Here is a 14,585-nt window from a genome sequence, read left to right as displayed (position 1 = left end):
GTTATAGTAAATTAACCTGATTAGCTGCGTTCGTTTCGAATTTCGCTTAAATACTGGGGCGTAATTCCCAAATAAGAAGCAATCTGTGTATTGGGCAAGCGCAGAGCAAGTTTTGGGTATTGTTCCAGAAATGCCGCATAGCGTTCCTGCGCAGTAGAACTGATATTTTGTAGAACCTGATTTTGTAACTCAACAAATTTATTCTCTATAATGACTTTAAAGATACGATCAAGCTTCGGAATGGATTGATACAAAAAGTAAAGGTCTTGTTGCTCAATCTGCAAAATAAGAGACGGCTCAATGGCTTCGATAAACAGTTTACTTGACTTATTGGAATGAAAACTGCCAATATCTGCAATCCAGTCGTTCTCAGCAGCAAATTGGATATTATGTTGATTGCCTTTCTGATCAACGCCATACATTTTAAAACACCCTTCCACTACAAAACTATAATGCTTACAGGGGAAGCCTTCCTGCAATATATGTTGCCTGCGTTTGATCTTACGTTGTGTTACCCGCCCTTCCAGCAATTGCATTTCGCTTTCTTTTAAGGGGAGATAACTTTCAAAATGAGCAATGAGAGGTTCAAGCATCTGGTTATAGAGAATCTGTTTTTTGTTTCAAAGCTAACACAAAAACTATTTTTCCTTCTAAATAATGGCATTACATCCCCATCATTAAACTAGTTGAATGGTATTTCTTCAGAAACCTGAAAGGTTGCTTTCCTGAAGAGTTCTGAACTTTGCCTCATCATTTAAACCATAAGACCATGTCAAAAACATCAAAATCAAAAGTTGCTATCATCGGATTAGGGAATATTGGCCAAGTAGTAGCCACTAATTTGACAAAGGGCAATCGTCCCGTTATTCTGGCCTCCCGCGACTATTCACAGGCAAAAAGCCTTGCAGAAAAGGTAGGAAACCTCGCCCAGCCAATGGAAATCAGTGCCGCTCTTCAGGAAGCAGATATTATTATTTTGGCTATCTGGTTTTCTTCTATCAAAGAATTTCTGAATCAATATGCGAAACAGTTAGAAGGTAAAATCATTATTGATCCTTCGAATCCTATTGCTCCTGATGGAAAGGGCGGTTTTATCAAAACGATTGATGCAACGAACTCTGCCGGTCAAATCAATAAGTCATTACTACCTAAGGGAGCCAGGCTGGCAAAAGCTTTAGGTACACTCGGAGCAGCTTCACTTGCTAATGCTTCTGGTCAAAAGCCTAAACCAGCCGTTTTATTCTATGCAACTGATGATCAAAGCATTAATACTAAAATTGAAGAACTGATCTGGGATACAGGTTTTGAACCACTATATGTGGGTAATTTAGATCAATCCATTCGAATCGAAGTGTTTGGAGAGTTACATGAGTTCGGTGCATTAGGAAAAACCGTAACAGCAGACGAAATACGTCGTTCTGTAGCTGTCTAGTTAATAAGCATGAGTCATCCCGAATTTTGAGGGAAGTACTTTACATTGGAAGCATTATCCGATAGTAAAATAATAAGCTACAAAGTGAGTGAAGATGCCTTCAATCGGGAATGGTAGTGTAGGTGCGTAGGCAATCTTTTCTCCGCGAGGTTGGCCTTTGGCCTGCGGGCGGAAGGATCGGAGAAAAGTGCCCTTTTTTGCTTCGTTTTTTGGGCAAGCAAAAAATGAAGAAGCTTGTGAAAGAATGATGTAAGAGACTATAAACTAATATAGGAAAAGAGAGGTCTTAACAATCAATCAGCGCCTATACTCTTCTAAAAAAGCATAGGCGCTGATTTTGTAAAAAAAACTCTCATCTAAAAGTACATACTGCATAGGATCAAGATCTTTTCCTGAATTAGGTCTCTATATTTGATTGCTATATATCAAACACACTGAAGCTGAACGAATACATTTTTTGTGATACAGATTGCCTCTGTTGTGAATTGCTACATTTATCTATATTTTGAGCTGCTTTTCAGGAAAACACTCAAATGAAAAATCAACTAAGCAATCCATTTATCCTTGCTCTTACAGCCCACAATCTTACCGTAGAGATCCACAAACATTCAGCGTATCAGATTGTTTTAACCAATGACACACCGTTTACCTCAACGATTAACGGGCAGTTGTGTAAAAATATCTATGGCTTTTTGATCAAACCACAGGTTACCCATTTGTGTGTAGCTGAAAAAGGAACATTGAATGTTTTCAATATAGAGCCATATTCTACTATTGGTTTGGAACTTGCCAACAGATTCGCTGCTGATCAGGACTATATTGTTTTTCATTCCGAAAACGAAATGGAAGCTTTCTTTCAAACCGGAACGAATCGTTTTGACATTGACACCCTCATTACCGCATTGGTGTCACAACTACCTGCTACACACTATGATGAAAGGGTGACAAAAATGGTTGATTATATCCGAACCAACTTCTTTGAACGGGATATTAACCCACAAACCTTTGCGGACATCGTTTTCCTTTCTCCTTCTCGTTTAGCTTCACTGTTTAAAGAACAAACGGGTAGTAGCTTGTCTAAATACTTATTGTGGACACGAATACGTCAGGCTGTTTACCTTACTCTTTCTGACAAAGACAAGAGCCTTACTGACATAGCCTATGATACGGGCTTTTATGATCTTCCCCAACTCAACAAATATATGTATGAAATGTTTGGTATGCCACCCAAGGCTTTAAAGCATAATAGTGATCTGATACAAGTCTATTAGACGTGCACACCCGATCTTTGTAGCATCAATCATTTAAACAAAAACAAAAAATGAAAACGATCGCTTACAACATGTTTGGTGGCACTGAAGTGTTACAAACCCTAGATGAATCAACACCTTCGATCCAGACAGATCAGGTCTTGGTAAAAATAAAAGCAGTTTCTGTTAATCCGTTGGATTGGAAAATTAGAAAAGGAGAAATGAAACTGATGTCAGGTTCGAAATTTCCTAAGCATACAGGTACTGACTTTGCGGGTGTTATTGAAGAGGTTGGATCATCAGTAACTACCTTCAAAAAAGGAGATGAAGTCTTTGGTATAGTAAAAAACAATATGAAAGAGGGAGCCTTAGGCGAGTATGTTGCGGTGCCTGCTAAATCTGTCTGGAAAAAACCTGCAGCTATCAGTTTTGCTCAGGCAGCTTCCATTCCTACGGTTGGCGGTGCGGCTGTTGCAGCATTTCAGAAAATGGGAAAGATCAATTCCCAATCTCACATTTTGGTCAATGGAGCAACAGGAGGTTTCGGTATGTTCTTGTTACAACTCCTGAAACCTACCGGAGCAAACGTAACAGCCGTTACAAGTACCAATGGAGTGGTCTATGCAAAAGAATGGGGAGCCACTTCGGTAGTGGATTACAAAAAAGAAAATATACTTTCCCGTAAAGCCACCTATGACGTTGTCATTGATCTATCAGGCAAGATGGGGTATAAAAACGCCAAACAGATAATGAAACCTCAGGCGCTGTTTTTAAATCCGGTTCCCCAGCCTATTGATATTCCAACCACACTGATTCAAAATCTATTCAGAAGTAAAAAGCATATTGCCCTGATAACCGCTCCTTCTGAAAAAAGCATCAATTTATTGTTACAGAGTATCGATAAGGGACTAGCCATTGAGGTAGGCAAAGTATTTCCCTTTACTCAAACTCAGGAAGCCTATCAGTATGCCGAGAAAGGTGGATACATTGGCAAGGTAGTCATAGAGCTCGCCTGAACATTCTCAGCCAGATACATCCATGAGGATGTGTTAGTAAGGCAGCATACTGTTAATCCATAAACATACTCTAATTCAGTGCCTTAGATCAACTAGTTTGTGATCTATGTGGTAGCATCTTGTCTTTACTTTCAGGTTTACTATACAATCCAATCTCCAACGACAGATAGCAACTCAACTACAGTGATCTGATACAAGTTTATCCTTGTTCAGCAAAGTAATTTTACATCATCATTCATCACTAACATTTAACATATACACATATGATTTTGGTAACAGGAGCAAACGGGCACCTTGGGAAAGCTATTATCCATTCCCTACTAAACAAAGGTGTTAACCCTAATACTATTATTGGCTTGGTTAGAGAAACCGCCAAAGCAGAAGATTTACAAGCAAAAGGCATCACACTACGAGTAGGTGACTATGACTGGTATCCTACATTGGTTAAAGCTTTTACAGGGATTGACAAGTTAATCCTGGTAGCAGGCAGAGATCTGACCAGCAGAGCTGAACAACACGATAGTGTAATCACTGCAGCAAAAGAAGCTGGAGTAAAACACCTGCTATACACAAGCTTTTTTGAGGAAAATGCGGTTAAAAATTCTCCATTTGATTTTGTCTCTTCCTCTATCAAGACCACAGATACAACGATTAGAGAAAGTGGGATTCCATATACTATTTTTAAAGACAATCTGTATACAGAATTATTGCCTCTGCTTTTAGGCGATAAGGTAATGGAAAACGGCATTTATTTACCAGCTGGTGAAGGTAAGGCTGCCTATGTGACTCGTACCGACATAGCAGAGGCCATAGCGAATGTCTGTCTGCAGGAAGGTCATTATAATAAAGAATACAATATCAGTAATACGGAAAATGTGTCTCTGGCTGAAATCGCTGACATTCTAAGCACGCAAGGCGGAGTGGATATACAGTACACCAGTCCTTCTAAAATAGAGTATATGGCTACTATGGAAAAAGCTGGTCTGCCACCTCAATCCATCAAAATATTTTCTGCTCTGTCAGAAGCCATTAGCTTAGGTGAGTTTCAATCTTCTTCAACAGATCTGGAATTGCTTCTGGGCAGAAAACCTTTGTCCGCAAAGCAATTTTTAACACAAACATATTTTACAACTACCACTAACATAATTTAAAAAATGAAACTGTTTGATCAAGTCCAGTTAGGGAAACTAACATTGAAAAATAGAATGGCGATGTCTGCCATGACCCGAAGTCGTGCCGATATAAACGGAGTAGTAGGTGATTTAACCATTGAGTATTATACACAAAGAGTAAGTGCAGGACTACTCTTTACAGAAGCCATTACTATTAGTGAACAAGCCATAGGAAGCCCTTTTACCCCTGGCATTTTTACACCCGAACAGATTGAAGCCTGGAAGAAAGTTACGAAAGCGGTTCATGACAGAGGGGGTATCATTATTGCCCAGCTTTGGCATACCGGAAGGGCTGGTCATTCGGTTGATCGCAAAGGTGTATTACCTGTTGCACCGTCAGCGGTTGCCATTACCGGAATGAAACATTTTACCTCTCAGGGTCTCAAAGACTACGAAATACCAAGGGCACTAACAGTTGATGAAATTAAACAAATCATACAGGATTACGGTCAGGCAGCCAGAAATGCAATGGCCGCAGGGTTTGATGGTGTAGAACTGCATGCAGCGAATGGGTATCTGCCCAATCAGTTTTTAGCAGAAAGCGCTAACAAACGCACAGATGAGTATGGTGGAAGTATTGAAAATAAAACTCGTTTTATTCTGGAAGTAATGCAGGAGCTGATCCGTGTTGTCGGAGGGGATAGAGTAGGGATAAAAATATCACCTTTTCATCCCTATGGAGATATGTTACTGGACAACCCGGTTGCCACCTATACCCATTTGATTGAAGAACTCAACAGACTGGAGGTTGCTTATGTAGAGTTAATGAAGCGTAGTCCACTATTTCCGGCTGTGTCGGGATATCCCGAAGACGATGAAATTGAGTTGTTTGGCAGAATGATAAAACATACCCTTATAGCCAATACAGGCTACGACAAAACGTCTGCAGAAGCAGAACTTGAAAAAGGCATTGCCAAAATCATTTCTTTTGGAACATTATTTTTAGCAAATCCTGACCTTCCGAAACGATTCGAAAAAGATGCCCCTCTTAACCAACCTGACAGAGCTACTATGTTTGGAGGCGGCGCACAAGGATATATTGACTACCCATTTCTAAATGCCTAAGGTAACTGTTTTAGCTTTTCAGCTGGAGTCTACATCAGGACGAAACTGATTGCCTTATCCTATCCCATAACTTTTTCAATTTTGCAGGTTTTAGGGGACAATCTCTTTTTTGTGCCCTAAAACCCTTTTTTTGTCCTCCTGTAAGGATCTCGTGGCAAGACCGGTGGCCTTTGGATTCTGAATAAATCTTTTTCTCTCATACACCAAGCATAGCTCTATTTGTCAGGAGATCCTTTCAGGAAGACAGGGAGAGTACTTTTTCTTTAGTTACAAACCATGATTTCAGAAAAGTTATGAAACAAGATAAAAACTAATTGCTTGCTATATAGCGTCTGGGCTAGGAAGAAGTTGTCCGGGGTTTGGGTCTGTTTTGCTGATTTGTTTATAAAGTAATTGTCCTTCCTTCCTCAGCACTTTCTTTGATCCTATCCAGCAGTTTGTGCATACACACCCCCTGAGCAAAATCAGGAACAGTATGAGTATTATTTTGAATATCATTCCAAACTGCTTTGTATGCATAGTATAATCCATATACAGGCTGATGGAGAGATTCAGGCACATGTGTTACATAGGTATTTGGAATTTCAAGTGACTGTAACTTCTCTCCACTTGCCGCATATTGTACTGTAACAGGTGTAAGTTGATAGTGTCCCAGTTGCCCGGAAACAAGAATGTCCCCTTTAGTACCATTTATTTCCCAGAGAAAGTTGGTTCCTGTTGATACCCCACTTCTATAGTGGATGTTAGAAACAATCCCTGCTTTAAGGATGCCCGAAACAACAATCTGATCATTGGTCAGCTGTGGAACTTTTGTACCGTTTGTCAATAAGGTTACTTCCGTTCTTCTGCGTGCCAACGTAGTATTCACTGATTGATAGTTACCCAGAACTGCAAGATAGGCAGCAAGTGTATGGGCAAAAGGAATTTCTAACATAGTAGCACCATTTGCCGGGTCATACATATAAATGTTTCCTTCCGATCGGATATCAGCCCACATCCCTCCCGAACCTAGTATGTTGGAAGAAAGTACTTCTCCAATCAGTCCATCTGCAATAACCTTTTTCAGGTAAATCGTTTCTGGCAGGGATAACGCCTGCAATCCGGTAAAGGTACGTAATCCCTTGTCATTAGCCAGGGTTGCCATTTCTTCTGCTTCTCTGGTACCATTACCAAGCGGCCATTCACAATAAACCATTTTACCTGCATCAATTGCTGCTTTGACCAGTTGATAATGATAAGGCACCTTAACTGCTATCACAACAAGATCTACATCCGGACAGTTAACCAGATTGGACTCATTATCAAAAGCATGCTTTACTCCGAACTTTTCTGCTGCTTGTTGGGCTGAACTCATCTTTGTAGTGCTTACAGCTGTGAGTTCAAATCCAGGGAGTAACTTTAATGCTGGAATGTGCGATCGCGATGCCCAGTTTGTAGTGTTAGCGCCAATAATCCCTACTCTGATTTTATTTGTGCTTGCTGATATATTTTTCACGATGTATTTTCAATTTTTAAGATATAAATGGTTTGCTGCTTGGCTGGCTGCAATGATCCTTTCCATACTAAGGATCAACTACATATCAGTATAACCACTCGGTAGGAGCCTTGCCGAATTTTTTCTTAAACGAATGGGAAAAATGAGAAAGGCTTTCAAATCCCAGTTCGAGATAGATTGCAGAAGGTTTTTTCTGTCTGTCTTCGATCAAATGACGGGCCTCAGCCAGCCTTTTTTCCTGCAACCAATGCCTGGGAGCCATGCCAAACACTTTTTGGAAGTCCCGTTTAAACCCTGCCAGACTTCTTCCGGTAAGTTGGGCAAACTTCTCAACAGGAACATTAAAATGAAAATTGCTAAGCATGAACTTTTCCAGATCTATTTTATACGGCTCGGAAAAATCGAATAGAAACTCCTTAAGGTCGGGCATGGTATACAGTAGCAGATGAACAGCCTCTCTCACCTTTAACATACCCAGGTCCCTGGTTATTTTTTCTTCCGGATAACGAGTATAAGGTATTGCCGATTGAAAAAATCCCTTCAGAAAATCGTTCTGGGGAATAAGGATATTGGGTGGACCAGCATATTTTTTCTCTATCTCAATTTTCTCTTCCAGAGCAAATTGCCTGAGCAGATCTTCCTTTAGACTGATCACAAGAGTTTGGTAGTCTTCTCCCTCCAGAGGCATCTTTGTGAGTTCTCCCAACTGATTTTTACGGATTAGCAACATCTGGCCTTGTTTCATTGAGATTTTTTCACTGGCTGTTTCCATCATAAAATGGCCACTGACCTGTAGTACCAGCGTACTGTGTTCGAAAAAACCTACTTTATCCTTTCGCTGTTTGGATAGATACGAGTAAAAGATGACTCCCGGAAGTATTTCAGTTGGACTTTGCATAAATGTAAAGATATAAAATAGGTAGGTTTTATCTACCCTACCTGTTTTAAGGGTAAATTCTATCGTTGCAGATAGGTACTACCAAGCATAGCACCCACCGAAAAATGCGAATTAAGGGTATGTATCTCATCATCCGTCAAGGCAATGTCCATAGCCTGTAGGTTTTCAGGAAGGCGTGATCTGCGGCTCATGCTTACCAGAGGCATAATATGCTCACCCTGTGCATTTACCCAGGCAATAGCCAGTTGAGTAGGGCTGTATCCTTTTTCCTTTGCCATTGTCTTTAAGACTTCCACTTTTTCCAGGTTCTTTATCAGATTCTCTCCCTGGAAACGTGAGAAATGGTTTCGGTAGTCGTTGTTCTGAAGAGGAGCTTTCAGTTCGCCTGTAAGCAATCCTTCTGCTGTGTTGGCGAAGGCCACTACCCCAATACCCAATTCCTTCGCTGTAGGAAGCAGATCTTTTTCAATTTGGCGGTCAGCTAGAGAATACCCTATTTCCAGCGCTGATACAGGATGTACACTATGCGCCTTACGTAACTGCTCAGCTGTGATTTCTGAAACGCCCAGGTGACGTACTTTTCCTTCTTTGATCAGATCAGCGATAGTTCCAATCACATCTTCTACAGGCACACTATTATCCAGTCGGCATGGTTGATACAGATCAATTGTATCAATACCCAACCTCACCAACGAATAGTTGATAAAGTTCTTGATAGCTACAGGTCGCAGGTCTAAACCAATCAACTGTCCATTGTAAAAGATAGCCCCAAACTTCACACTTATAAATGCATCTTCTCTTCTGTTCTTAATCGCTTTGCCTACAAGTAGCTCATTATGACCCGCTCCATAAAAATCTCCGGTATTCAGAAAGTTAATGCCATTATCCAGTGCCATCTGAATAGTAGCAATGCTTTCATTTTCATCAGTAATAGGTCCTCCCCAGGTAGATGACATACGCATACATCCTAATCCGAGTTTAGATACAAGTGGACCATTTTTGCCAAGGGCAATTTTTGTTATTGTTGTCATTGCAGTTCTTTTAAATGAATTAACAAGACAAAGGTCTACATTATATCCGTTGGCGTATTTCTCTTACGGCTCAATTTACTTGTCCGTATGGCTCATTTGTTATTTTACCATTGAATAACAATTGTAGGTGCTTTCAGTTAAAACTGCGTGGAAAAAAGGAGGGGAAAACAGGCAAGGATCAAATGGATATTGATAAAAAGCTCTGTTATCAATAATGCCTTAGATAACTTCTTTATAGTCTGAAAAGCACTTGTGTTAACTCATCTGAAATGTCTTTTCCAGTATCCTCAGATTAAAATACCGGTTCAATTAAATAAGATGGTATAGTAAGAATATCACTATACTCTCAGAGTAATTTTTATTCTCTACATTAATGATACCTGTGGAAAGCACTTATTAGCAGATATTTTATTTTGTCCAACCTACTCTCTTTCTCCACTCATCCATTTCCCGTTTCCTCTTCTCAAAATCTTTTGGTGGTGATTGATTTTCTTCCTTTGCCTGCCTTCGTATGATAAGAGTTTGTTCCTCCACTGTATTCAGTCCAATAGATTTTCGTCTTTGGTTTACCTGAATTAAGTCATCAAAAGGGTTAGGACTTAGTTCTCCATGTTCGTCCCAGTCAAATTGAGTTCCATACAACTGGGGCTTGCCTTCCAATACTGCTATTCGGTCAGTCAGATAAGCTAATGCTTGTTGGCTTGCCTTATTATCACTCACAGCATCTTCAAGCAGATCTCTACACTTCTTCATAAATTCGGGCTGTCCAATGGAATGTTGTATGACCAACCAGGCAGCTTTACTGGCTTCTTTCCCTACCTTATCTATTGTTGGATAGCCAATACTATCTATTAGCTGATCTATTATCTGAGCATTCTGGTTATGCAATTCCTCCATTTCTTTGTTATATCCTTCTGAAAGCTGTCCCTTTTGAACAAGTATTTGTCTAAGCTTCAGATCTGCATCTCTGAGGCTAATGATTTTTTCGGCAATATGTGTATAGTCCATTTTGATACATAGATCTTTTAGATGAGAATGTTATTAGTATGTGTTGGTTTGCCTGTCCACTGAACTGGGCTCTGACTTTTGGAAACTATTTCTGAAACAAACGAATTGCAACAGTGCCAGTATCTTTAGTGAGATTCAATATACCAGAGAAAAATTTCAGTAAAATATACATATTAGTGCTATAATGAGTATTTTGAACCAATTATACATCGAGCCGTGCATTTATCAGGTTTACTTTCAACTTATACCCTAGAAATATCAAATCACTTGTAATAATTTATTTCAACGAAAATCTTATATGAGAAATAGACCATTTGGTTTAGGAAGATTAAAGCTTGTTGGAGTAACAGGCTGTTATCTAATAATAGCTATTTTACTAATTTCTACCAAATCTGTAAATGAAGATGAAAACATTAGTAGATACTATAAAGATATCAGAGATTATGGCCTACAAGATTTTATAAACATGGATCTGGGGCTTCTCAGTTATTTACCTAAAAAAGAACATTGGAAAGCTATTTCGGCAAATAGTAGATTAGTGCCAATTGATTCCTTACGATATATAGATTCCTTAGATGTCCGTACCCTGAAAGACACTTTGTATGTGAGTATTTATTCCCAAAACTATGCTTATCAGAGTAAGAACGTTTATAAAATTGCTAAAAATACGAATAAGTTATCGGACACCTTAATGATATTTACTATTGGTGTCAATTTAAAATTAAAGGAGGAAGTTGCCGATGTAGAAACATTTAGAACTCAAGACTTTAGTGTACATTATAAAACAAGGCAACCCGTAAGTAATAGATTCCAGAGGATAGTATTTAGTAAAAGCTACCGCTAATACTGATTTTGGAATAGAATGGCATTGGAAGGAAAACCCCACATTCAGAGAACGCAAGGTTTTCACCACAGTTTGAATAATTCAACCACTCAACTGAGAGTGGCAATAAATATGCGACAAAAATAATGCCCAGTCAATAGTTAACCAACTATATTTCAGTGTTTTATTTTCATTATTGATCCTGTGTCAATAAATTCAAAGAGCTATAAAAAAGCGTCCGGTTTTGTTCTGTCAGAAGGCAGTTGTAATTCTGCCACGTTGACCTTAATACAAGATAATTGTTAATAGTATTTTCATAAGAAGAATGTCTTCCTCTAAAACACCTGCTAAAAACTTATTGGCTTAGAACTCTTTTTCTTTTACCTTCCTGTCTGTACCCAACCCTTGTCCACAAAAGTCTGATATTTGTGAACGAAATCTCTATACCGAAAAAGATATACTTACAGTGGTAGATCTTTTTTCGGCTCTATCTACAAGTATCTTCTTACCTGTATGAAAGATACATTCTATTTACTTCATCAGTTTTTTCCATACTTTTGTTTGTTACCTGATAATTTTTAGTCTTTATATGCGCGTTTATTTGTCAATTGTATTTTTTGGGGTATTTATTTCAACAGCATTTTCCAAAGATCGTTATCCAACCCAAACTCAGATTCAAGCTCAGCTGGATAAAATCACCTCTGATACAGCTAAAATTTCGTATCTCCATAACACAGCCAAGCAATATCAGATGGAGCTGGATACCAAAGAAGATAAGGAAACAATCTCATTTATGGCTCTTAAGGCAATGGAGTTAAGTGAGAACACCTACTCTGCCAGATATAAGTATTTGGCACTGAGTCTTATGCAACAGAGTATGATCACTTATCAACGGTATAAAAAGGCTCAGGAATATGGATTAAAAATACTGGAGTTTACCAAACAAGTGAAAGATGCAGATTTACAAGCAGAGATGTATAATGCAGTGGCAACTGGCTATTTTTATTCGAACGACTGGAAGAACTATTTTTCCTATCAGTTGAAAGCCTTGCGTTTGTATGAATCACTTGGACAGGAGGCAAATGTGGCAAGTGCCTATTCCTCATTAGGCAAAGCATCATACTATACAAACGAACCTAAAGAGGGAGTGATTTACATTCATAAAGCCCTTACCTATTATGAATCTGTAGCAGACAACGATAAGGTGGCTGATCTCTGCAATGACATGGGTACTCTCTTCATGAGTCAGGAAGGTGATACTGATTCGGCTGAATTCTACTTGAACAAGTCAATCCTATATGCCAAAAAGGGAACAAGTGAAAATCTGTTAACTACTCCTCAGTTTAATCTGGCTGGAATTTATGTAGGGCAGAAAAAATACACTCAGGCGCTGGAATTGGTAGAAAGTGCCCTGAAAACTGCCAAAAATGCCGAGAACATGAATTCATTCACCTTGTATTCTGTGGGTTTAAGCTATGTATATACGGAAATGAAAAAATACAAGGAAGCAGAATCCGTATTGCAGAATGCGTTGAAAGATAGTCAGATTGAAGGTACACCCTATTTAAAAATCCAGATATATAAGGCATTAAACGAATTATATACCCAGACAGGTGATGCAACACACAATGTAGAGATCCTTCAGAAATATATAGCCTTAAGGGATTCAGTATTCAATGAAGAAAAAGCAGAGGCTGTAACACAAATGAAGGTCGAGTATGACACTGAAAAAAAAGAACAGCAGATTGTTGTACTTGAAGACAGGGTACACACCCGAAACTGGTTGATTGGTATCTCCTCACTGGCAGGAATACTGGCATTAGGGCTGCTATGGATATACAGACGGGCTTTTCGCTTACAGAAACAGTTGACGCAACAACAACAACAGGCATTTGAACAGCAGGAGAAAACCATGAAACTGGAACAGCAGACGTTACAGGCTCAGAAAGAATTAGCTGAACAGAAAAGCCTGACATTGCAAACAGAAATGGAAAGTAAACAACGTGAACTGACTGCTGCTACCATGTTCATTCAACAAAAAAACGAATTGCTTGAATCCTTGCAACAACAAATCAAAGAAGTATCTGTAAGCGAAGTCAATCAAAAGCAGATACATCAGATTAGCCAGACTATTCGGCGCAATATGAACTTTGATGATGACTGGGATAAAATAAAAATTCACTTTGAAGGAGTACACCCAGACTTTTTTGATAAACTCTCAACCACCGGACTTACCGATCACGAACTCCGTCATTGTGCTTATATAAAGATGAAGTTCAATCCCAAAGAAATTGCCAGTCTTCTCAATATAGATGTCAACAGTGTTCGGGTATCCCGTTACCGGATTAAGAAAAAGCTTGGACTGGAAGCGGAACAGGACCTGCCCGACTATATCGGCTCTATCTGAAAAGCTATAGTCTATTAATTGATAATCCCGTAATAGTACAATCTATTGCGGGATTATTTTTTAGTGGATGTGTGCCTTTTTCGGAGTATTAGACCTTTATTGACTCTACTGTTTTTTTGAAAAAAGGCTCCTGTATTTTTTTCGATATAGGATGTCTATGATGATAAATTAAGAATAAATAAGCCTCTGATAGATATACCCGGAATCAGATTTTTTTAAGCTCAATTGCATTTTGCCTGTTTGTTCTTGTTCAAAAGAAAGAAAAACAGTGCCTGTATATACTTTGTAACGGGGTATATGATACAGATGTAAGAGTTGGGAGAATACATTCGCAACACAATCAGCAACCATCGCTGAGTAAATTTTCAACCAACTTAAACTGTTTAATTATGCGAGTAGTAGTTATTGCAATTGTTTCATTGTTTGCCTGTACACACTCTTTTGCCCAACTGGGTGGTGCCTTAAAAAAAGCCAAAGATAAGGCTACCAGCGAAGCCACATCCATAGATGGAAAAGGCGTTCAACCTGATGCTTGTATCAGCAATGTGGAAGGACGTTTGAAATCAGTCAATGAGACATATTATCCCAAGTTTCAGAAAGATGCCAAAGGATATCTGGGTAGCCCAAGTGCTTTATGGTTTGCCCGCAAGGATTTTGAAGCCGCTCGTTATTTTTATACAGGTGGCAAACAAGGATATGGCAGACCCGGTGCAGTCACATGTGATCAGGGACCTGCTACAATTGATCCTCGTTACAAAGCTTTGAAGGACAAAATGGATGCAGCTGAAGCCAAAGTGAAAGAAATGGAAAAAGCTAAGGGCTATGAATTTATTGGTGTGAAAGACAATAATATCCTTTACAAAGACATCAAAACAGGGAAAGAACTCTCTGCGGATGAATCGGGCAATATCTGATCCTACAGTTATCACAAATCAGGCAACTCCTTCTCGTGTTTCGCACCCAATATAAAATCTGAGAAGGCAGTCTT

At 39.1% G+C, this 14,585-nt stretch carries 13 protein-coding genes; 8 read left to right on the top strand and 5 right to left on the bottom strand.

Annotated elements, in window-relative coordinates:
- Nucleotides 1–20: 20 nt before the first annotated feature.
- Nucleotides 21–593 carry a Crp/Fnr family transcriptional regulator gene (locus QNI15_RS24825; protein WP_313994411.1) on the bottom strand — a complete coding sequence of 191 codons (573 nt, stop codon included), beginning with the start codon at nucleotides 591–593 and terminating at the stop codon, nucleotides 21–23.
- Between the two features lie 176 nt (nucleotides 594–769).
- On the opposite strand from QNI15_RS24825, the gene QNI15_RS24820 reads away from it, so the two are divergent.
- The 5 genes from QNI15_RS24820 to QNI15_RS24800 all read left to right on the top strand — a co-directional run bounded on the left by QNI15_RS24820 (nucleotide 770) and on the right by QNI15_RS24800 (nucleotide 5,935).
- Nucleotides 770–1,432 carry an NADPH-dependent F420 reductase gene (locus QNI15_RS24820; RefSeq protein ID WP_314034248.1) on the top strand — a complete coding sequence of 221 codons (663 nt, stop codon included), beginning with the start codon at nucleotides 770–772 and terminating at the stop codon, nucleotides 1,430–1,432.
- 533 nt (nucleotides 1,433–1,965) lie between these two features.
- Nucleotides 1,966–2,703: a helix-turn-helix domain-containing protein gene (locus QNI15_RS24815; RefSeq protein ID WP_313994417.1), complete on the top strand. Its 738-nt coding sequence runs from the start codon at nucleotides 1,966–1,968 to the stop codon at nucleotides 2,701–2,703.
- 50 nt (nucleotides 2,704–2,753) lie between these two features.
- Nucleotides 2,754–3,698 (top strand): NADP-dependent oxidoreductase, encoded by a 945-nt coding sequence (locus tag QNI15_RS24810; RefSeq protein ID WP_313994420.1) that lies wholly within the window; start codon nucleotides 2,754–2,756, stop codon nucleotides 3,696–3,698.
- A gap of 263 nt (nucleotides 3,699–3,961) precedes the next feature.
- Nucleotides 3,962–4,849: an SDR family oxidoreductase gene (locus tag QNI15_RS24805; RefSeq protein ID WP_313994423.1), complete on the top strand. Its 888-nt coding sequence runs from the start codon at nucleotides 3,962–3,964 to the stop codon at nucleotides 4,847–4,849.
- Between the two features lie 3 nt (nucleotides 4,850–4,852).
- Nucleotides 4,853–5,935, top strand: a complete 1,083-nt coding sequence (locus tag QNI15_RS24800) for an alkene reductase (RefSeq protein WP_313994426.1) — start codon at nucleotides 4,853–4,855, stop codon at nucleotides 5,933–5,935.
- A gap of 382 nt (nucleotides 5,936–6,317) precedes the next feature.
- Here the strand turns inward: QNI15_RS24800 and QNI15_RS24795 are convergent, their stop codons facing one another.
- From QNI15_RS24795 to QNI15_RS24780, 4 genes are all read right to left on the bottom strand, one after another.
- Complete coding sequence (locus QNI15_RS24795) at nucleotides 6,318–7,430, bottom strand: Gfo/Idh/MocA family oxidoreductase (RefSeq protein ID WP_313994429.1); 1,113 nt, start codon at nucleotides 7,428–7,430, stop codon at nucleotides 6,318–6,320.
- Between the two features lie 85 nt (nucleotides 7,431–7,515).
- Complete coding sequence (locus tag QNI15_RS24790) at nucleotides 7,516–8,328, bottom strand: helix-turn-helix domain-containing protein (protein ID WP_313994432.1); 813 nt, start codon at nucleotides 8,326–8,328, stop codon at nucleotides 7,516–7,518.
- A 59-nt stretch (nucleotides 8,329–8,387) separates the two neighbouring features.
- On the bottom strand, nucleotides 8,388–9,359 hold the full coding sequence (locus QNI15_RS24785) for an aldo/keto reductase (RefSeq protein WP_314034246.1): 972 nt from the start codon (nucleotides 9,357–9,359) through the stop codon (nucleotides 8,388–8,390).
- A gap of 408 nt (nucleotides 9,360–9,767) precedes the next feature.
- Entirely contained in the window at nucleotides 9,768–10,367 is a 600-nt protein-coding gene (locus QNI15_RS24780; protein ID WP_314034244.1) for a DUF6624 domain-containing protein, read from the bottom strand.
- Between the two features lie 298 nt (nucleotides 10,368–10,665).
- On the opposite strand from QNI15_RS24780, the gene QNI15_RS24775 reads away from it, so the two are divergent.
- The 3 genes from QNI15_RS24775 to QNI15_RS24765 all read left to right on the top strand — a co-directional run bounded on the left by QNI15_RS24775 (nucleotide 10,666) and on the right by QNI15_RS24765 (nucleotide 14,511).
- The gene (locus tag QNI15_RS24775) at nucleotides 10,666–11,211 is read left to right on the top strand and encodes a hypothetical protein (RefSeq protein WP_314034242.1); all 546 of its coding nucleotides are present in this window, start codon (nucleotides 10,666–10,668) and stop codon (nucleotides 11,209–11,211) included.
- Between the two features lie 568 nt (nucleotides 11,212–11,779).
- Entirely contained in the window at nucleotides 11,780–13,597 is a 1,818-nt protein-coding gene (locus QNI15_RS24770; protein WP_314034240.1) for a hypothetical protein, read from the top strand.
- A 389-nt stretch (nucleotides 13,598–13,986) separates the two neighbouring features.
- On the top strand, nucleotides 13,987–14,511 hold the full coding sequence (locus QNI15_RS24765; protein ID WP_314034238.1) for a hypothetical protein: 525 nt from the start codon (nucleotides 13,987–13,989) through the stop codon (nucleotides 14,509–14,511).
- Nucleotides 14,512–14,585 lie beyond the last annotated feature (74 nt).

This window comes from Xanthocytophaga flava, from assembly GCF_030068545.1.
Taxonomy (GTDB): Bacteria; Bacteroidota; Bacteroidia; order Cytophagales; family 172606-1; genus Xanthocytophaga; species Xanthocytophaga flava.
This window is presented reverse-complemented; position numbering and strand designations above follow the sequence as displayed.